An 18,310-nucleotide genomic window follows, 5' to 3' on the forward strand; every position below is an offset into this window, starting at 1 on the left:
CCACCAGAGAGAAGCCCGAAGAGATGACGACAGACGCCGAACTCCGTCAGCGCGCGGCGAAGGTGGTGCCCGGCGGGATGTACGGGCACCTCAACGCGGCCATCTTCGCGCCCGGCTACCCGCAGTTCTTCGAACGCGGCGAGGGCTGCCGCCAGTGGGACGTGGACGGGCGGGAGTACCTCGACTTCATGTGCAGCTGGGGCCCGGTCGTGCTCGGCCACCGGCACCCGCGCGTGGAGGAGGCCGCGGCCAGGCAGCTGGCGAAGGGCGACTGCCTGAACGGGCCGGGGCCGGTCATGGTGGAGCTGGCCGAGCTGCTCGTGGACCTCGTCCCCAGCGCCGACTGGGCGATGTTCTCCAAGAACGGCACCGACGCGACCACGCAGGCGCTCATGGTCGCCAGGGCCGCCACCGGGCGGACGAAGGTGCTGATGGCGCACGGCGCTTACCACGGCGCCGACCCCTGGTGCACCCCGTCGCCCGCGGGCACCACGCCCAGCGAGCGGGCCGATCTGGTCGAGTTCACATACAACTCGCTGGAGTCGCTGGAGGCCGCGGCGGCCACCGTCGAGGGGGACGTCGCCGCGATCATCGTGACGCCGTTCAAGCACGACTCGTTCGAGGACCAGGAGCTGGTGGAGCCCGCGTTCGCGCGCGGCGCCAGGGCGTTGGCCGACAGGCTCGGGGCCGCGCTGGTGATCGACGACGTGCGGGCGGGGTTCAGGATCGACCTGCGCGGCTCGTGGGAGCCGTACGGGGTCCGTCCGGACCTGACGGCCTGGTCGAAGGCGATGGCCAACGGGTACCCGATCGCCGCCGTGACCGGCACGGACGCGCTGCGCGGCCCCGCGCAGACGCTGTACTCGACCGGGTCGTTCTGGTTCTCCGCCGTGGCGATGGCGGCGGCGAAGGCCACGATCGAGACCCTCCGCGACACCGACGGCATCGCCGCCATGGAGCTGGCCGGAACCCGGCTGCGCGAGGGCCTGTACGCCCAGGCCAAGGCGCACGGGTTCACGGTGAACCAGACGGGCCCGGTGACGATCCCGTGGCTGAGCTTCGACGGCGACGCCGACCTGTCGACCGCCCTGTACTGGAGCGACGCCTGCCTGCGGCACGGCGTCTACATCCACCCGTGGCACAACTGGTTCATGTCGGCCGCGCACACCGAGGAGGACGTGGCCCAGGCCCTCGAACGCATCGACCGCGCCTTCGCCGAGACCCGCGCCCATGTCGGCGGGTGAGGGCGTGACGCGCAGGCCCTTGCCCTTCGTGGCGGCGTCCACGATGCTGTCGTCAGATTCACCGTGGCCTGAGCGGAACGGAATCCTCCTGCGGTAGGGGGTCACGGCAAGGTCACGTCTCGATCGCACCCCCTTGACGGGTATCCGGGGCCATTCGTACCTTCGGGAAACGTTTAGGAAACTTTCCTAACTGATCCTTCAGGAGCGCCCCTATGACCCATCCGGGAGAGATCACCCGGCGTCAGCTGCTGCGCCGTGTCGGCCTGACCGCCTTCGCCGTGGGGCCCGGTGCGGGCCTGCTGAGCGCCTGCGCCACCAGCGGCGCCGGCGACAGGCCGTCGGCCGCGCCGTCCACCTCGCCGGCCGTCTCCGCCGACCCGAAGAACCCGTTCGCGGTGGACGCCAAGAAGCCGCTCGAGGTGACGATCTTCAGCGGCGGGTACGGTGACGCGTACGCCAGGGATCTGCACGAGGTGCTCTACCAGAAGGAGTTCCCCGGCGTCACGATCAAGCACAACGCGACGCAGCAGATCAGCGCCCAGCTCCGCCCGCGCTTCGTCGGCGGCGACGTGCCGGACGTGGTCAACAACTCCGGGCCCGAGGCGCTCGACCTGGCGGCCCTGGCCACCGAGGGGCACCTGGCCGACCTGGCCCCGCTGTTCGACGCGCCGTCGATCGACGACCCGGGCAAGAAGGTCCGCGACACCGTGACCCCGGCCGTCCTGGACAACGCCAAGATCGACGGCAAGGACCTGGTGCTGAACTACACGGTGTCGCACCGGGCGCTCTGGTACAACGCCAAGCTGTTCGCGGGCAGGGGCTGGTCCGTCCCCAAGACGTGGGACGAGTTCAAGGCGCTGGGGGAGACGGCGAAGAAGGACGGCATCCTCCTGTTCGCGTACCCGGGGCAGAAGGGGCCCTACTACCAGCTCTGGAACGTCCTGTACACGGCCGCCAAGATCGGCGGCAACCAGGTCATCATCGACATCGACAACCTGGTCGACAACGCCTGGAACGTCGAGGCGATGAAGCAGTCGGTCACCGCCTGGGTGGAGATCCAGGCGAAATATGGCGACAAAGCGTACTTCGGCCTCGACCACACGCAGACGCAGGTCAAGCAGCTGGAGAACAAGCTGCTCTTCTACCCGGTCGGCTCCTGGGTCGAGAACGAGATGGTCAAGGACACGCCGCTCGACTTCGAGTACGCCATCGCCCCCATCCCGGACGTCACCTCGTCCGACAAGATGCCCTACGGCGCGATCCAGGTCGGTGTCGGCGAGAACTTCTTCGTCGCGGCCAAGGGCAAGAACCCGCAGGGCGGCCTGGAGTACCTGCGGATCATGCTCTCCAAGGAGGGCGCGAAGGGATTCACGGAGCGGACCAAGAACCTCACCGTCGTCAACGGCGCGGCCGAAGGGCTGGACCTGACCCCGGGCCTGAAGAGCGCCGCCAAGGCGCAGGACGCCGCCGGGCAGAACATCATCACCGACGCCCGGTTCGAGGGCTGGTACAAGGAGCTCTTCGACTACGGCACCGAGCAGATCAACGTGGTGATGGCCGGACGGATCACGCCCGACAAGTTCTGCGCCAACATGCAGAAGAAGGCCGACGAGATCAAGAAGGACTCGTCCGTCGTCAAGCAGACCCGGAGCCAATAGCCGATGGAGCGGTTGCGCAGGTACGGGTTCATCGCCGGATTCCTCATCGTCCCCGTCGTCCTCTACACGGTCTTCGTGATCAGCCCCTATGTCCAGGCGTTCCAGATCTCGCTGACGGACTGGAAGGCGTACGAGTCCAGACCGAACTACATCGGCTTGGAGAACTTCCGCCGGCTGTTCGAGGACGAGGCGTTCTGGCGGGCGCTGCGCAACCACGGGATCCTGCTGCTCGTGCTGCCGCTCGCGACGATAGCGATCGCACTCTTCTTCTCCTTCCTGCTGAACCTGGGCGGCGGATCGAGCGGGGCGGGCATGAAAGGGGTCTGGGGGTCGAAGTTCTACCGGGTGGTGTTCTTCTTCCCCCAGGTGCTCGCCGTGGCCGTGGTCGGAGTCCTGTTCAAGGCCGTCTACCGGCCCGACGACAGCGGAGTCATCAACGGCGCGCTGATCAAGCTGGGTTTCGAGCCGGTGGGCTGGCTCACCGAGCCGAGCCTGGCCCTGTGGTCCATCATCGCGGTGATGGTCTGGCAGGCCGTCGGCTTCTACGTGGTGCTGTTCTCCGCGGGCATGGCCGCCATTCCCAAGGACTATTTCGAGGCGGCGGCACTCGACGGCGCGGGGCGCGTCCGGCTGTTCTTCTCCATCACCCTGCCGTTGCTGCGCGACACCGTTCAGGTCGGCTGGATCTATCTCGGGATCGCGGCCTTCGACGGGTTCGCGCTGATCCAGGTGCTCGCGGGCGACAAGGGGGAGCCCGACGGGTCCACGGCCATCCTGCCGGTGCAGATCTGGAAGACCGCCTTCACCTATTCGAAGTTCGGCTACGCGTCGGCGATGGGAGTGGCGCTGTTCTTTCTCACCGTGACGTTCGCGGTGCTGACGTTGCGCACCACCAGGCGCGAGAGGATCGAACTCTGACATGGCCAAGCCTCGCCTGGAGAAGCCGCGGCTCAGCGTGCTCAGCGGGCTCTCGCACGTGGCGCTGCTCGTCTGGGCCCTGCTGATCATCCTGCCGTTGCTGTGGACGTTCCTCGCGTCCTTCAAGAACAACACGGAGATCTTCGGGGACGCGCTCCAACTCCCCGGCGCGCTGCGGCTCGACTCCTGGGGCAGGGCATGGGACAAGGCGCACATCGGCCGGTACATGCTCAACACCGTCGTCGTCGTGTTCTTCAGTACGGCCGGGACGATGCTGTTCGGGTCGATGGCGGCCTACGTCCTGGCTCGCTACCGGTTCTTCGGCAGCCGGGTCATCTACTACTACTTCGTGGCAGGACTGGCGTTTCCCGTCTTCCTGGCCCTGACGCCGCTGTTCTTCGTGGTCAAGCAGGTCGGGCTGCTGAACACGCACGTCGGGCTGGTGCTCGTCTACATCGCCTACTCGATGCCGTTCACGGTCTTCTTCCTGGCCGCATTTTTCCGGACATTGCCGGAAACGGTGGCCGAGGCCGCCAAGATCGACGGCGCGTCCCACACCCGTACGTTCTTCCAGATCATGGTGCCGATGGCCAAGCCCGGCCTGATCAGCATCACCATCTTCAACGTCCTCGGCCAGTGGAACCAGTACCTGCTGCCGCTGGTGCTCCTGTCGAGCGAGGACAAGTGGGTCATCACCCAAGGAGTCGCCAGCATCTCCACCATCGCGGGCTACGAGGCGGACTGGCCGGCGCTGTTCGCCGCGCTCAGCATGACGATCCTGCCCGTACTGGTCGTCTACATCATCTTCCAGCGCCAGATCCAGTCGGGGCTGGGTGCGGGTGCGCTGAAGTAACGTTGGCCTCATGAACGTCGAGAGCAAGCTCGCCGAGCTGCCGCACTGGCGGCGCGAGGGCGACGAGATCCGCCGCACGGTCGCCGCGCCCGATTTTCCCACGGCCATCCGGATCGTGGACGAGATCGCCGTCAAGGCCGAAGAGCTCAACCACCATCCCGACATCGACATCCGGTGGCGGAAGCTGCACCTGGCGCTCACCACGCACGACAAGGGCGGCCTGACGGAGCTCGACTTCCAGCTGGCAGCCCTGATCGACGACATAGCGGGCCGACACGGCGCGTAGTCGCGCGGTTACTCGCTAGAGTGGTCACCTGCCCGCGAGCCGGCCGCACAGGCGCTCGCGGAAGTCACCGCTCTGGGGGTCTCATGCGTCTGCCCGCACTGCTGCTCGTTCTGCTGACGGCGAGCTGCGCCACCGCTCCCGCCGTCCCCGACGTGGCGCCCACCAAAAGGGTCGTCTTCTCGGGCAGTGGCCAGCTCGCCCCCGGCGACAAGTCCGCGATCGTCTACGACAGCAAGCTGGTCCCCGAGGGGGCCCAGGTCAGCCTCACGGCCGAGGAGGTCGACGGGGGCACGCTGACGTCCATGGTCGTCGAGGGCTTCCTGCCGGCCCACACCTACGGGGCGCACCTGCACGCCAACGCGTGCGGCCTCAAGCCCGAGGCCGCCGGCCCCCACTACCAGCACCAGCACGGCCAGGCCAACGCGGCCAGCGAGGTCTGGCTCGACGTCACCACCGACGACTCCGGCTCCGGCCGCGCCACCGCGCGCAACGAGTGGGTCTTCGACCGGTCGCACCTGCCGCGCTCCCTGGTCATCCACGCCGGTCCCACCCAGCGCACCGGCTCCAACGCGGGCGAGGCGGGGGCCCGCGTCGCCTGCCTCAACCTCCACTGACGACGCCCGGCGCGGCCCGCGTCCACCAGGTCTGGCAGCTCCGGCCTGCGTAGCGGCGAGCTGTGGGGAAACGCGGGGTTCCCGATGCGCAGAACGAGGCCCGTCCGTCCGGAACCCCGGATGGACGGGCCTCGGCCGACTCACGTCAGGCGTGTTCGGCGGGGATGGTGCCCAGGCGGCCCGCCTGGTAGTCCTCGAACGCCTGCAGCAGTTCGGCGCGGGTGTTCATGACGAACGGCCCGTAGTGCGCGACCGGCTCGCCGATCGGCTCGCCGCCCAGGATGATCACCTCCAGCGTGTCCTTCGCCGAGATCGTGATGCTCTCGCCGTCGGTCACCAGCCCGGGGCGGTTGCCGAAGCCGTCGAACACCGCGAGCTGCCCGCTCTGGAACGGGCGCCGCTCGGTGCCGACCGTCCCGTGTCCGGACAGCGCGTAGGCGAGCGCGTTGAAGTCCTTGCGCCACGGCATCGTGAGCCGCGCGCCGGGGCTGATGGTGGCGTGCAGCAGCGTGATCGGCGTCTGGGTGCTGCCGGGGCCGACGTTCCCCGCCAGGTCGCCCGCGATGAGCCGCACCAGCGCCCCACCGTCGTGGCTGCTGAGCAGGACGACGCTGGCGCTGCCGATGTCCTGGTACTTGGGCGCGCTCATCTTCTTGGCGCCGGGCAGGTTCACCCAGAGCTGGATGCCGTGGAACAGCCCGCCCTTCTGCACGAGCCACTCCGGCGGCGCCTCCTTGTGCAGGATGCCCGACCCGGCGGTCATCCACTGGGTGTCGCCGTTGGTGATCGTGCCGCCGCCGCCGTTGGAGTCGAGGTGGTCGATCACGCCGTCGATCATGTAGGTGACGGTCTCGAAGCCACGGTGCGGGTGCCACGGGGTGCCCTTCGGCTCACCGGCGGCGTAGTCGACCTCGCCCATCTGGTCCATCATCACGAACGGGTCCAGGTAGGACGGCTTGATCGTGGCGAGCGCCTTGCGGACGGGGAAGCCCTCGCCCTCGAACCCGCTGGGCGCGGTCTCGACGGCGAGCACCTTCCGCTCCTGCGCTCCGGCCACCGGCTCGGGGAGGCGCGGCAGGGTCAGCAGGTTCTCTACGGTGACGGCGGGCATGTCGGGCTCCTTCCTGCGGAATCTGCCCGACACAACCAAGTTTATATTTCAACTATTCCAGGCCCGTCGCTCACCCGCTCATGAGGGTGGAACGGGGGGAGTCGTCAGCCGTCGCTCCCCCGTTCAGGAGGGCGGAACAGGGGAGAGTCGTCAGCCGTCGCTCACCCGCTCATGAGGCCGGAAGAGGCCGTCACGCGCCCGAGTAGAGTCTGTCGAGATCGACCAGCTGGACGCGTCCCCCGCTCCTCGCCGCGGCGTCCTGGAGCGCGGGCATGAATCCCGTCCCGCTGAAGAGCGTGATGACCTTGGGCGGTCGGCCGCCGGCCTCCAGGAGGGCGGCGATCTTCTCCATCCGCTCCAGATGGGCCAGGCCGAGCGTGTCGCCCCACTTCACCTCGCCGATGGACAGCAGCTTCCCGTCGGCGTCGAGGGCGACCAGATCGACCTCGTGCTGGGTCCGTGCGGCGCTGTCGTGGACCACTCCCGACAGCAGTCGGGCCGCCAGCCCTCCGAGCGTCTCCTCGGCCGCGAGGTCGTGCGCCCACGTCCGGCAGACGTGCTCGAAGACCGGGCCCGCCACCGCGCTGCGGAAGCGGGGCTGGGAGGCGGCCCACAGGCGTTCCGTCCTGCCGGGACGTGCCTGCTCGAACTGTGCGAAGTACGGCCGCATGATCGCGTGGTAGAAGCGGACCAGGGGCTCGGTGATGCGGTAGGCCGAGCGGTTGCTCCTGAAGGCGTCCGGCTCGACCGTCAGCAGGCCGGCGTCGGCGAGGACGGTCAGGTGGTGGGAGATGTCCGTCGCCTTGCGTTCGATCCGGCTCGCGATGGCGCCCCTGGTGTGGTTTCCCTCCGCGACAGCGGCCAGCACGGTGTGGTAGAGGCCGGTGTCGGTGAGCGTCGGGTCTTCGGCCAGCAAGGCTCTGACCTCTCTGAACAGCGGGCTGGCCGGGTTGAGCACGTGGTCGACCACCCAGTCGTCGAACTCCTCGACGCGCGTGGGCGCGGCTCCGCGGAGGAACTCCGTCTTGTACGCGGGCGTTCCTCCCAGGACGAAGTACACGAGGGCGGCCAGCCGTGGGTTGTCCAGGCCCCAGAACTCCCTGGCTGCCCGGAAGTCGAACGTCGGCACGATGAGCTCGAGAGACGCCCTGCCGCGCAGCGGCGCCGTGCCCATCAGCAGGCCGCCCATGAACGAGATCGACGACCCGCAGAGCAGGATGCGCGCACGGGACTCGTGGCGTTCCCTCCGCCGGGGCGACAGCGCCCGCTGGATCACCGACGGCAGTTCCCGGGCGCCGCGGACCAGGTAGGGGAACTCGTCCAGGACCACGGGAACGGGCCGGTCCGCGCCCAGCGAGAGCAGCCCGTCGATCGCCTCGTCCCAGTCGGCGAAGCGGATGGTTCCCGGTGACCCGAGGTGCTGTCCGACTGCCTCGCCGAGCTGGCGAAGGGACTCGGCTCGGGGCACCGCCTCCGTCGCGGCGTAGTAGAAGCCGCCGGTGGCCTCGCACATCGCCTCCAGGAGGAAGGTCTTCCCCTGGCGGCGGCGACCCGACACGACGCCAAGGGTGGCTCCTGGCTGCTCGTCCGAGACGAACCGGGTGAGCTGCGCCCACTCCCAGGTCCGGTCGAACATGTCGCCGGGCTTCGGTAGGTCCATCGCTGCCTCGCACTCTTTTAGGAGTGCGATTATAAGGACTCGGCTCCTAAGAAGTCCCGCCTACGAGGCGGGGATGCGGGAGAGCATGCGTTCCATGCCGTTCACCCAGTTGTGGCGGAGGGCCTCCGCCGCTGACTTCAGGTCGCCCGCCAGCAGGAACTCGGCGATCCGGCTGTGTTCGGCGGCCTCGCGCTCCAGGGGGGCGTCGTCGCCCGCCAGGAGGTGGGCGTAGCGGCGCATGCCCGCCTTGACGCTGGTGATGAGGTCGAGCAGGCGCTCGTTCTGGCAGCCGCTGAGCAGGAGGTCGTGCCACTCGTCGTCGTGACGTTCGATGACCTGCTGCTCGGCGACGCTGTCGGGGAAATCGGTGGCCAGCCTGAGCAGGTCGGGGGCGATCCGCTGGAGGTGGGCGGGGTCGGAGCCGTCGAGGGCGAGCGCCTCCAGCGCCGCCACGATCTCACAGAGCTCCCGGAACTCCTTGCGGCTGACGGGCGCGAACGTGAAGCCGCGGCCCTGGTTGCTCTCCAGGACGCCCTCGCCCGCCAGGGTGATCAGGGCTTCGCGCAACGGGGTGCGGCTGACGCCCAGTTCGGCGGCCAGGGCGGCCTCGTTGACGTCGGTGCCCGCGGTGAACTCTCCCCGGTCGAGCCGACTCAGCAGCTCTTCCCTGATCTGCTCGCGTAGCGGTCGCCGCTCGATCGGCATGAGGCTCCCTCGCTCCGTTCGGCCCGGATCCAAGCGTAACGCTTGACGTGATGCAAAATACTGCACTATGAATTCTGAATACAAAATAGCATATGACATGAAGATCGGAGATTATGGTGGGGCTGACCCGGGTGCCGGGGCTGCTGTTCGGCGGAGACTACAACCCCGAGCAGTGGCCTGAGGAGGTGTGGGCCGAGGACGCGCGGCTCATGGCCGAGGCGGGCGTCAACCTGGCCACCGTCGCGGTCTTCTCCTGGTCGCGGCTGGAGCCGCGCCAGGGGGAGTACGACTTCGGCTGGCTGGACCGGGTGCTCGACCTGCTCCACGCGCACGGCGTCGCCGCCGACCTGGCCACCGCGACCGCCACCCCGCCGCCGTGGCTGGTGCGCGAGCACCCGGACGTCATGCCGGTCAACGCGGACGGCGTCCGCCTCGAGTTCGGCTCCCGCCAAGGCTACTGCCCGAGCTCGCCCGTCTTCCGCGAGCACCTCGTCCGGCTGACGACGGCCATGGCCACGCGGTACCGGAACCACCCGGCCCTGGTGATGTGGCACATCGGCAACGAGTACGCCGACCACACGCTGGAGTGCTTCTGCCCGGAGTCCGCCCGGCACTTCCGGGAGTGGCTGACGGCCCGCTACGGCGACGTCGACGCGCTGAACGCCGCCTGGGGGACGTCCTGCTGGGGGCAGCACTACACCGCGTTCGCCCAGATCGAGCCGCCGCGCACGGCCCCCGGCCCCGTCAACCCCGCCCAGGTCCTCGACTGGCGCCGCTTCTGCAGCGACGCGCTGCTGGAGCTGTTCCTGGCGGAGAAGGCCGTGCTGCGGGCGATCACCCCGTTCGTCCCGATCACCACGAACTTCATGAGCATCCTGCACGGCCTGGACTACTGGAAGTGGTCCGCGGCCCTGGACGTGGTCAGCGACGACGCCTACCCCGACCCCGCCGACCCCGAGTCGCACGTGGCGGTGGCGCTCAGCTACGACCTCATGCGCTCGCTCAAGCAGCAGCCGTGGCTCCTGCTGGAGTCCGCGCCGTCGGCGGTGTCCTGGCGCGAGGTGAACGTCCCCAAACCGCCGGGGATGATGCGGCTGCACAGCCTGCAGGCGCTCGCGCACGGCTCCGACGGCGTGCTGTTCTTCCAGTGGCGGCAGGCGAAGTACGGCCCGGAGAAGTTCCACTCGGCGCTCCTCCCGCACGGCGGCACCGCCACCCGGGGCTGGCAGGACACCCTGCGCCTCGGCCAGGACCTGCGGAAGCTGGGCGAGCTCGCGGGCGCGGAGACGAAGGCGCAGGTCGCGATCGTCCTGGACTGGGAGAGCTGGTGGGGCCTGGAGGCCCCGGAGTCCATGCCGTCGAACCGGCTCAAGCTCAAGGACCTGCTCCTCGCCTGGTACCGGCCGCTGCACGCGCGCGGCGTCGCGGTCGACCTCGCCCCGCCGGGACGTGACCTGTCCGGCTACCGCCTGGTGATCGTCCCGAACCTCTATCTCTGCACGGACGAGCAGGCCGAGGCCCTCGCCGCGTTCGACGGCGAACTGATCGTCGGCCCGTTCTCCGGCGTGGTGGACGCCGCCGACCAGGTCCACGAGGGCGGCGCCCCCGGCCCGCTCCGCGACCTGCTCGGCATCGAAGTGGACGAGTTCTGGCCCCTCCAGGACGGCGTCACCCAGGACACCACCGCCGGCCCGGCCCGCACCTGGGCCGAGTGGATCCGCCTGGTCGACGCCGAGCCCGTCGCGTCCTACGAGGGCGGCGAGCTGCACGGCCGTCCGGCGATCACGCGCAAGGGCAACGTCACCTACGTCAGCTGCCTGCTGGACGACGTGACCCCCGTCCTGGCGCCCCTGCTCGGCGGCCTCGACCACGTGGACGTCCCCGAGGGCGTGGAAGCCGTCCGGCGAGGCGGCCACCTCTTCCTGCTCAACCACACGACCACCCGCCAACAGGTCACCCTGCCGCGGCCAGGGACGGACCTGCTCACCGACACCGCCCTGCACGGCGACATCGAGCTCGCCCCCCGCGACGCCGTCGTACTCAGGATCGAAGGAGACAAGTGACGCACCCGTACATCCCCAACGCCGTTCCCGGCGTGCGGGCCGAGATGCTCGCCGCCATCGGCGCGTCGAGCGTCGCGGACTTCTACGCCGACATCCCCGCCGACCTGCGCCTCGACCGGCCGCTCGACCTGCCGGAGCCGCTGCCGGCCGAGCGGGACCTGGTACGCCACATGAGGTCGCTGTTCGACAAGAACCGGGACACCGAGGAGGCGCTCAGCTTCCTCGGCCACGGCTGCTACCCGCACCACGTCCCGGCGGTGTGCGACGAGGTGAACTCCAGGAGCGAGTTCCTGACCGCCTACGCGGGCGAGCCGTACGAGGACCACGGCCGGTTCCAGGCGCTGTTCGAGTACGTCAGCATGATGGGCGAGCTGCTCGAGATGGACGTGGTCAACGTCCCGACCTACGACGGCTTCCAGGCGGCCGGCACCGCGCTGCGCATGGCCTGCCGGTACACCAAGCGGTCGAAGGTCCTGGTCAGCGCGGCGATCAGCGCTGACAAGCTGAGCAAGCTGCGCGACTTCCTCGCCCCCGACATCACCCTGGAGACCGTCGCCGTGGCGGAGAACGGCGAGCTGGGCGAGGTCCGGCTCGACGACTCGTACGCCGCCGTCTACCTGGAGACCCCGAACGTCTACGGCGTCGTCGAGACCCGCGGGCGCGAGCTGGCGGACCTGGCGCACGCGCACGGCGCGCTGCTCGTCGTCGGCGCGGACCCGATCTCCCTCGGCGTCCTCGCCCCGCCCGCCTCCTACGGCGCGGACATCGCCTGCGGCGACATCCAGTCGCTCGGCATGCACCAGAGCTACGGCGGCGGCCACGCCGGCTACATCGCCACCCAGGACCACGAGCCGCTGGTCGCCGAGTTCCCGTCGCGGCTGTTCGGCATCGCGCCGACGGCGGTCCCCGGCGAGTACGGCTTCGGCGACGTCTACTACGACCGGACCTCGTTCGCGCTGCGCGAAGAGGGCAAGGAGTGGGTCGGCACCGCCGCCGCCCTCTGGGGCATCACGGCCGGGGTCTACCTGGCGCTCATGGGCCCGCAGGGCATGCGCGACCTCGGCGAGACCATCCTGGCGCGCACCCGCTACGCCATGGACGCGCTGTCCCGCTCGGTGACCGTGCTGCACCCGGACGCCGTCCACTTCCGTGAGTTCGCCGTGCGGGTACCCTCGACCGACGCGCTGCTCGCCGCGCTGCGCGAGCGCGGCATCTACGGCGGCGTCCCCCTGGACGACCGCACGCTGCTGGTCTGCGTGACCGAGCGGCACACCCTCGCCGACATCGACCGGCTCGCCGCAGCCGTGGAGGAGGTCCTGTGAACACCGGAGAGTCCTTCGCCGAACTGCCCGTCGCGCCGAAGCCGCCGCTGCGCCGCTTCCACCAGGCGCGCTGGGACGAGCCGATCATCTTCGAGCTGTCGCAGCCGGGGCGCCGCGGCCTCGCCGTCCCCCAGCCGGACGCCGAGCGGGTCGAGCTGCCCGACTCCGTCCGGCGGGCCACGCCACCCGCGCTGCCCGAGATGTCACAGCTGCACGTGCTGCGGCACTACCTGCGGCTGTCGCAGGAGAACCTCGGCGTCGACCTCAACATCGACGTCGGCCAGGGGACCTGCACGATGAAGTACAGCCCCAAGGTCAACGACCAGTTCGCCGCCGCGATCGCCGAACTCCACCCGCTCCAGCACGAGGACACCGTCCAGGGCGTTCTGGAGATCTACTGGAGACTTGAGCGGATGCTGGCGGAGATCTCCGGCATGTCGCGGGTGTCGCTCCAGCCCGGGTCGGGCTCGGCCGCCATCTACGCCAACATCGCGATGATCCGCGCCTACCACGCCTCCCGCGGCGAGACGCACCGCGACCAGGTCATCACCACGATGTTCTCGCACCCGTCGAACGCGGCCTGCGCCAAGACCGCGGGCTACGACGTGATCACCCTGATGCCGGACGCCGACGGCTACCCCGACATCGAGGCGCTGCGCGCCGCCATCGGCCCCCGCACCGCCGCCCTCATGATCACCAACCCGGAGGACACCGGGATCTTCAACCCCCGCATCAGGGAGTTCGTCGACCTCGTCCACTCGGTCGGCGGCCTGGCCTGCTATGACCAGGCCAACGCCAACGGCATCCTCGGCATCACCCGCGCCCGCGACGCCGGGTTCGACCTGTGCCACTTCAACCTGCACAAGACCTTCTCCACGCCGCACGCCTGCGGCGGCCCGGCGGCCGGAGCCTGCGGCGTCTCGGACGACCTCGCGCCGTTCCTGCCGGGGCCCGTGGTCACCTTCGACGGGTCGGCGTACGGGCTCGAGACGCCGGAGAAGTCGGTCGGCAAGATCCGGCCGTTCCTCGGGGTCACGCCCAACGTGGTCCGCGCGTACGCGTGGATCATGGCGTTCGGCGCCGACGGGCTGCGCGAGGTCGCGGAGACGGCGGCGCTCAACAACAACTACCTGATGCACCGGATCCTGCAGATCCCCGGGGCGTCCGCGCCGTGGGACAAGCGGCGGGTCGAGCAGGTGCGCTACTCCTGGCAGGAGCTGTCGGAGGAGACCGGTGTGCACTCCGAGGAGATCGGCGTCAGGGCTGCCGACTTCGGGGTCCACTACTGGACCAGCCACCACCCGTACATCGTGCCCGAGCCGTTCACGCTGGAGCCCACCGAGTCGTACTCCCGCGAGGACCTCGACGAGTACGCCGCCATCCTCGCGCACGTCGCCGAGGAGGCCCGTCGGGATCCGGAGTTCGTCAAGGGCGCCCCCTACAACCAGACGATCCACAAGATCGACCCCACGTCCCTCGACGACCCCAAGCAGTGGGCGCCGACCTGGCGCGCCTACGTGCGCAAGCACCTCACGGCCGGGGACTGACCGATGACCCCCGACACGCGACACGTGGCGGCGCGCGGCGAGGTCGTGGGCCTGGTCGTCAACCCGGTGGCCGGGCTCGGCGGGTCCGCCGGGCTCAAGGGCAGCGACGGCGCGTCCGTGCAGCGCGAGGCCCTGACGCGCGGAGCGATCCCGCGGGCGGGGGAGCGTGCGGCGCAAGCCGTCCGCACGCTGCTGTCCCGCCGCCCGGGTGCCCGCCTTGTCACGGTGTCGGGGGTGATGGGGGAGGACAGCGTCCGCGCCGCGGGCGGCGCCCCCGAGCTGGTACGACTCCCGCTCGCCCCGCGAGCGGGTGGGACCAAGGCGGCGGACACGCGGGCGGCGGTGGTCGCGCTGGCCGGGGTGGATCTGCTGCTCTTCGCCGGAGGTGACGGGACCGCCCGGGACGTGCTCGACGCGCTCCGCTCGCTCGGTGACCAGGCCCCGCCGGTGCTGGGGATCCCGGCCGGCGTGAAGGTGTACTCCGGGTGCTTCGCGCTCAGCCCCGCCACCGCGGGGTTCCTCGCCGCCGACCACCTCTCCGCCCTCTCCCGCGCCAGAACCACCGCTGCCGAGACAACCCCCAGCGGCGTCTCCCTGACCGGCACCCTCGCCACCAACGGAGGAGAGCTGGACGAGGCCGAGGTGGTGGATCTCGACGAGGAGCGCTACCGGTACGGACTGGTCAGCCCCCGCCTCTACGGGACGGTGCGCGTTCCGGCGGCGAGGGGAGCGCTGTCGGGACGGAAGGTGGGGGCGTCCGCGACGGCGGCCGGCACGGTCGGAGGAATCGCGCGGGAGGTCGTGGCACGGATGCGGCCCGGAGTGCGCTACGTGCTCGGGCCGGGAGCCACCACCTCTGCGGTGGGCCGCAGGCTCGGCCTGGCCACCACCCTGCTCGGGGTGGACGTCGTCGAGGTGGAGCAGTCCGGGGGCGTGCTGGTGGCGGGTGACGTCTCGGAGCGCGAGCTGTTTACCCTGGTCAACGGGCACCACGCGGTTGTGGTGCTGTCGGTGATCGGAGGGCAGGGGTTCGTCGTGGGGAGAGGAAACCAGCAGATCTCGCCCCGGGTGATGGACGCCGTCACCGCCGGGCGAACCGGCGGCGAACAGACCGCCGGGCCCGCCGGCGGGGGGCTGATGGTGCTGGCCAGCCAGCAGAAGCTGGCCGCTTTGGGGGGACGTCCGCTGCTGGTCGACAGCGGGGACGAGGACCTGGACAGGAGGCTCGCCGGCCACGTCCAGGTGATCACCGGATATCGCGAAAGCACGATTTATCGCATTTGTGCGGCAAGTGAGGAGTTCCACGGATGAACACGCTCGAGGGCAAGGTCGCGATCGTCACGGGCGGTGCCTCGGGCATCGGCCGCGCCACCGCGCTGCTCTTCGCCGGCCACGGCGCCCGCGTCGTGGTCGCCGACATCGACGGCGCGGGCGCCGAGGCGACGGTCAAGGAGATCGCCGCCACCGTCGAAGGGCCGGGGGCGAGGGCCGTCGCGGTGCGGGCCGACGTGGCCGACTCCGAGGACTGCCGCCGCGTCGTCGAGACCGCCGTCGCCACGTTCGGCGGGTTGCACGTGCTGTTCAACAACGCCGGCATCATCCGCCGCACCACCGCCCTCGACCTGGACGTCGAGGAGTGGGACCGGGTGATGGCGGTCAACGTCCGGTCGGTGTTCCTCATGTGCAAGCACGCGATCCCCGCCATGACCGAGGGCGGCGCGATCGTGAACACCGGTTCCGGCTGGGGGCTCAAGGGCGGCGGGAACGCGATCTCGTACTGCGCGTCCAAGGCCGCCGTGGTCAACATGACGCGGGCGCTCGCGATCGACCACGCCAAGGCCGGGATCCGGGTGAACTCCGTGAACCCCGGCGACACCGACACCCCGATGCTCCGGGACGAGGCCCGGCAGCTCGACGAGGACTGGGCCGCGTTCGAGGCCGACGCCGCCGACCGGCCGATGGGCCGCTCCGGCAGCCCGGACGAGATCGCCCAGGCCGTGCTCTTCCTGGCGAGTGACGCCGCCAGCTACATCACCGGTTCCGCCCTCGTCGTCGACGGCGGCGGGCTCGCTTAACCGCAAGACCCCCCAAAGGAGCAAGACCATGAAGCGTGCGCTTGCCGTCATCGGCATCCTCGCCCTCGCGACGACCGCGTGCAGCGGTAGCGGTGGAGGCAACGTCCCCGGCGTCAGCAGCGCCGGAGGGCCCGTCACCGTCCGCTGGTCCACCTGGGGCTCGGCCGACGACGTGAAGGTGTACGAGGAGTTCATGCAGGACTTCGAGAAGCGCCACCCGAACATCAAGCTCAAGCTGGAGCCGGTGGCCAAGTACGAGGACTACCACCCCAAGCTGCTCACCCAGCTCACCAGCAAGACCGCGCCCGACGTCTTCTTCGTCGGCGACGACAACATCGGCAAGATCGTCTCGGCCGGCGTGCTCAGCCCGCTCAACGACCTGCTCGGCGGGCCGGACTCGAAGAGCAAGCCGGAGGACTTCTTCGAGGGCATCTACGGCGGGGCCAAGAAGGACGGCAAGATCTACGGCGTCCCGAACGACACGAACCCCGAGGTCCTCTGGTTCGACAAGAAGGCGCTCAAGGACGCGGGCATCACCGAGGACCCGGCCGCCCTCTATGCGGCCAAGCAGTGGACGATGGCCAAATATCTGGAGATGAACGCCAAGCTCAAGGCGGCGGGCAAGGCCGGGTCCATCTTCTGGAACTGGTACGGCTCGACGTACTCGATCATCAACGGTTTCGGCGGCAAGGTGTGGGACGGCGGCAAGTTCGTCGCCACCACCGACGCCAAGGCCCGCGAGGCCCTGCAGACCCTGGCCAAGGGCTACCAGGACAAGACGTTCCTCTCGGCCGACCTGCAGCCCGCCAGCAACGGCCCGGACACCCAGTTCCTCAAGCACAAGGCCGGCTTCTACGCCGGCGGCCGGTGGATGATCGAATCCCTCAAGAAGGGCGGCGAGCTCGCCGACTACGACATCGTGCCGTTCCCCTCGCAGTCCGGCGAGCCGATGCCCGGCGCGGTGGCCGCCTCCTACCTGGCGCTCAACAAGGACACCAAGCTGCCGAAGGAGGCCTTCACCTTCCTGACCGAGTTCGTCAGCAAGGAGGGCCAGCTCATCCGCCTCAAGACCGGCGCCGCGGTGCCGTCCATCAAGGGCGCGGAGCAGGTCGTGCTGCAGGGCAACTATCCCGCGCACGCGCAGACCTTCCTCGACGTGCGTGACAACGGCTTCGCCAACTACCCCGAGGAGGTCGGCGTTCCCGGCCTGACCGCCGACATCAACGACCAGCTGATGAAGGTCTGGACCAACAAGGTCGGCTTCGATCAGGGCATGACCGAGCTGCAGAAGCTCGTCGAGAGCAAGATGGGCTGAGCGTGGCCGTTCTCACCCGGACCCGCCCCCGGTCCCGCCACGCCGCGGGGAAGATCAGGACCAAGGACGGCTGGTGGGCCGCGTTCTTCCTGGCGCCCCAGGTCGTCGCCTTGGTCCTGTTCCTGCTGATCCCGCTCGGGTTCGCCGTCGTGCTGGCGTTCATGAACTGGGACGGGCTCGGCCAGAAGCAGTGGGCCGGTTTCAGCAACTTCGCGGCGCAGTTGTCCAGCCCCGACTTCGGGCTGGCCGTGTGGAACACGATCAAGCTGACGCTGCTCACCGTGCCGTTCGGGCTCGGGCTCGCCATCCTCATCGCCGTCGCGCTGAACAACATCAAAGGCCGCGGCTTCTACCGGGTGATGTACTTCATGCCCGTCGTGACCAGCTCCGTCGCGGTGGCGCTGATGTGGCAGGTCATCCTGGCCGGAGACGAGAACGGGGTGCTCAACACCTCGCTGCACCGCTGGTTCGGCATCACCCCGCCCGACTGGCTCCTCGACCCCGGCTGGGTGATCGTGGCCATCGCGGTGGTGACGATCTGGTCGTCGCTCGGGCTCAACGTGGTGATCTTCCTGGCCGGGCTGCAGACGATCCCGCCGCAGCTCGTCGAGGCGGCCAAGCTCGACGGCGCCGGAAGCCTCCGGATCTTCCGTTCGGTCACCCTGCCGATGCTCTCACCCACGATCTTCTTCTCCACCGTGGTCGCGGTGATCAGCTCGTTCCAGGCGTTCGACCAGATCTACGTGCTGGTCGATCCGAAGGACAACGAGGGGGCCCGCACGATCGTGTTCCAGGTCTACAAGCTGGGCTTCAGGGACTTCCAGTTCGGGATGAGCAGCGCCGCCGCGCTGATCCTGCTGGTGCTGACACTGCTGGTCACGCTCGTCCAGTTCGCCGCGCAGAAGCGCTTCGTCCACTACGACTCATGAGAGGGCTCGC

The 18,310-nt window shown here is 69.5% G+C and carries 16 protein-coding genes; 13 read left to right on the forward strand and 3 right to left on the reverse strand.

Going from position 1 to position 18,310, the window contains the following annotated elements:
• Positions 1–23 precede the first annotated feature (23 nt).
• The 6 genes from ABT294_RS24960 to ABT294_RS24985 all read left to right on the forward strand — a co-directional run bounded on the left by ABT294_RS24960 (position 24) and on the right by ABT294_RS24985 (position 5,573).
• Positions 24–1,244 (forward strand): aminotransferase class III-fold pyridoxal phosphate-dependent enzyme, encoded by a 1,221-nt coding sequence (locus ABT294_RS24960; RefSeq protein WP_350808665.1) that lies wholly within the window; start codon positions 24–26, stop codon positions 1,242–1,244.
• A gap of 212 nt (positions 1,245–1,456) precedes the next feature.
• The gene (gene ngcE / locus ABT294_RS24965; RefSeq protein ID WP_350808666.1) at positions 1,457–2,902 is read left to right on the forward strand and encodes an N-acetylglucosamine/diacetylchitobiose ABC transporter substrate-binding protein; all 1,446 of its coding nucleotides are present in this window, start codon (positions 1,457–1,459) and stop codon (positions 2,900–2,902) included.
• Positions 2,903–2,905: 3 nt separating this feature from the next.
• The gene (locus tag ABT294_RS24970; RefSeq protein WP_350808667.1) at positions 2,906–3,820 is read left to right on the forward strand and encodes a carbohydrate ABC transporter permease; all 915 of its coding nucleotides are present in this window, start codon (positions 2,906–2,908) and stop codon (positions 3,818–3,820) included.
• Position 3,821: 1 nt separating this feature from the next.
• Entirely contained in the window at positions 3,822–4,673 is an 852-nt protein-coding gene (locus ABT294_RS24975; protein ID WP_350808668.1) for a carbohydrate ABC transporter permease, read from the forward strand.
• 10 nt (positions 4,674–4,683) lie between these two features.
• The gene (locus tag ABT294_RS24980) at positions 4,684–4,959 is read left to right on the forward strand and encodes a 4a-hydroxytetrahydrobiopterin dehydratase (RefSeq protein WP_350808669.1); all 276 of its coding nucleotides are present in this window, start codon (positions 4,684–4,686) and stop codon (positions 4,957–4,959) included.
• Between the two features lie 83 nt (positions 4,960–5,042).
• The gene (locus ABT294_RS24985; protein ID WP_350808670.1) at positions 5,043–5,573 is read left to right on the forward strand and encodes a superoxide dismutase family protein; all 531 of its coding nucleotides are present in this window, start codon (positions 5,043–5,045) and stop codon (positions 5,571–5,573) included.
• Positions 5,574–5,718: 145 nt separating this feature from the next.
• Here ABT294_RS24985 and ABT294_RS24990 read toward each other — a convergent pair whose 3' ends face one another.
• The 3 genes from ABT294_RS24990 to ABT294_RS25000 all read right to left on the reverse strand — a co-directional run bounded on the left by ABT294_RS24990 (position 5,719) and on the right by ABT294_RS25000 (position 9,049).
• The gene (locus tag ABT294_RS24990; RefSeq protein WP_350808671.1) at positions 5,719–6,684 is read right to left on the reverse strand and encodes a pirin family protein; all 966 of its coding nucleotides are present in this window, start codon (positions 6,682–6,684) and stop codon (positions 5,719–5,721) included.
• Positions 6,685–6,874: 190 nt separating this feature from the next.
• Positions 6,875–8,344, reverse strand: a complete 1,470-nt coding sequence (locus ABT294_RS24995) for an ATP-binding protein (protein WP_350808672.1) — start codon at positions 8,342–8,344, stop codon at positions 6,875–6,877.
• Positions 8,345–8,404: 60 nt separating this feature from the next.
• Positions 8,405–9,049 carry a GntR family transcriptional regulator gene (locus ABT294_RS25000; RefSeq protein WP_350808673.1) on the reverse strand — a complete coding sequence of 215 codons (645 nt, stop codon included), beginning with the start codon at positions 9,047–9,049 and terminating at the stop codon, positions 8,405–8,407.
• A gap of 113 nt (positions 9,050–9,162) precedes the next feature.
• Here ABT294_RS25000 and ABT294_RS25005 point away from each other — a divergent pair, with 113 nt between their 5' ends.
• Genes ABT294_RS25005 through ABT294_RS25035 form a run of 7 tightly spaced genes read left to right on the forward strand, consistent with a single transcriptional unit; the run spans position 9,163 to position 18,300 of the window.
• On the forward strand, positions 9,163–11,112 hold the full coding sequence (locus ABT294_RS25005) for a beta-galactosidase (RefSeq protein ID WP_350808674.1): 1,950 nt from the start codon (positions 9,163–9,165) through the stop codon (positions 11,110–11,112).
• A complete protein-coding gene (gcvPA, locus tag ABT294_RS25010) occupies positions 11,109–12,434 on the forward strand; it encodes an aminomethyl-transferring glycine dehydrogenase subunit GcvPA (RefSeq protein WP_350808675.1) in 1,326 nt (441 codons plus the stop codon). The genes ABT294_RS25005 and gcvPA overlap by 4 nt, the downstream gene beginning before the upstream one ends.
• Complete coding sequence (gene gcvPB, locus ABT294_RS25015) at positions 12,431–13,981, forward strand: aminomethyl-transferring glycine dehydrogenase subunit GcvPB (RefSeq protein WP_350808676.1); 1,551 nt, start codon at positions 12,431–12,433, stop codon at positions 13,979–13,981. The genes gcvPA and gcvPB overlap by 4 nt, the downstream gene beginning before the upstream one ends.
• 3 nt (positions 13,982–13,984) lie before the next feature.
• The gene (locus ABT294_RS25020) at positions 13,985–15,292 is read left to right on the forward strand and encodes an ATP-NAD kinase family protein (protein ID WP_350808677.1); all 1,308 of its coding nucleotides are present in this window, start codon (positions 13,985–13,987) and stop codon (positions 15,290–15,292) included.
• Positions 15,289–16,056, forward strand: coding sequence for an SDR family NAD(P)-dependent oxidoreductase (locus ABT294_RS25025; RefSeq protein ID WP_350808678.1), 768 nt, complete (start codon positions 15,289–15,291; stop codon positions 16,054–16,056). The genes ABT294_RS25020 and ABT294_RS25025 overlap by 4 nt, the downstream gene beginning before the upstream one ends.
• Before the next feature lie 28 nt (positions 16,057–16,084).
• Positions 16,085–17,371, forward strand: a complete 1,287-nt coding sequence (locus tag ABT294_RS25030) for an ABC transporter substrate-binding protein (RefSeq protein ID WP_350808679.1) — start codon at positions 16,085–16,087, stop codon at positions 17,369–17,371.
• 2 nt (positions 17,372–17,373) lie between these two features.
• Complete coding sequence (locus ABT294_RS25035; RefSeq protein WP_350808680.1) at positions 17,374–18,300, forward strand: carbohydrate ABC transporter permease; 927 nt, start codon at positions 17,374–17,376, stop codon at positions 18,298–18,300.
• Positions 18,301–18,310: the final 10 nt, after the last annotated feature.

It is taken from the genome of Nonomuraea sp. NPDC000554, from assembly GCF_040300065.1.
In the GTDB taxonomy this organism is placed as follows: domain Bacteria; phylum Actinomycetota; class Actinomycetes; order Streptosporangiales; family Streptosporangiaceae; genus Nonomuraea.

Bases quoted from the DNA above. Each gene is read 5' to 3' on its own strand.
- ABT294_RS24960 (WP_350808665.1), top strand. From the start codon at position 24: ATGACGACAGACGCCGAACTCCGTCAGCGCGCGGCGAAGGTGGTGCCC.
- ngcE (WP_350808666.1), top strand. From the start codon at position 1,457: ATGACCCATCCGGGAGAGATCACCCGGCGTCAGCTGCTGCGCCGTGTC.
- ABT294_RS24970 (WP_350808667.1), top strand. From the start codon at position 2,906: ATGGAGCGGTTGCGCAGGTACGGGTTCATCGCCGGATTCCTCATCGTC.
- ABT294_RS24975 (WP_350808668.1), top strand. From the start codon at position 3,822: ATGGCCAAGCCTCGCCTGGAGAAGCCGCGGCTCAGCGTGCTCAGCGGG.
- ABT294_RS24980 (WP_350808669.1), top strand. From the start codon at position 4,684: ATGAACGTCGAGAGCAAGCTCGCCGAGCTGCCGCACTGGCGGCGCGAG.
- ABT294_RS24985 (WP_350808670.1), top strand. From the start codon at position 5,043: ATGCGTCTGCCCGCACTGCTGCTCGTTCTGCTGACGGCGAGCTGCGCC.
- ABT294_RS24990 (WP_350808671.1), bottom strand. From the start codon at position 6,684: ATGCCCGCCGTCACCGTAGAGAACCTGCTGACCCTGCCGCGCCTCCCC.
- ABT294_RS24995 (WP_350808672.1), bottom strand. From the start codon at position 8,344: ATGGACCTACCGAAGCCCGGCGACATGTTCGACCGGACCTGGGAGTGG.
- ABT294_RS25000 (WP_350808673.1), bottom strand. From the start codon at position 9,049: ATGCCGATCGAGCGGCGACCGCTACGCGAGCAGATCAGGGAAGAGCTG.
- ABT294_RS25005 (WP_350808674.1), top strand. From the start codon at position 9,163: ATGGTGGGGCTGACCCGGGTGCCGGGGCTGCTGTTCGGCGGAGACTAC.
- ABT294_RS25020 (WP_350808677.1), top strand. From the start codon at position 13,985: ATGACCCCCGACACGCGACACGTGGCGGCGCGCGGCGAGGTCGTGGGC.
- ABT294_RS25025 (WP_350808678.1), top strand. From the start codon at position 15,289: ATGAACACGCTCGAGGGCAAGGTCGCGATCGTCACGGGCGGTGCCTCG.
- ABT294_RS25030 (WP_350808679.1), top strand. From the start codon at position 16,085: ATGAAGCGTGCGCTTGCCGTCATCGGCATCCTCGCCCTCGCGACGACC.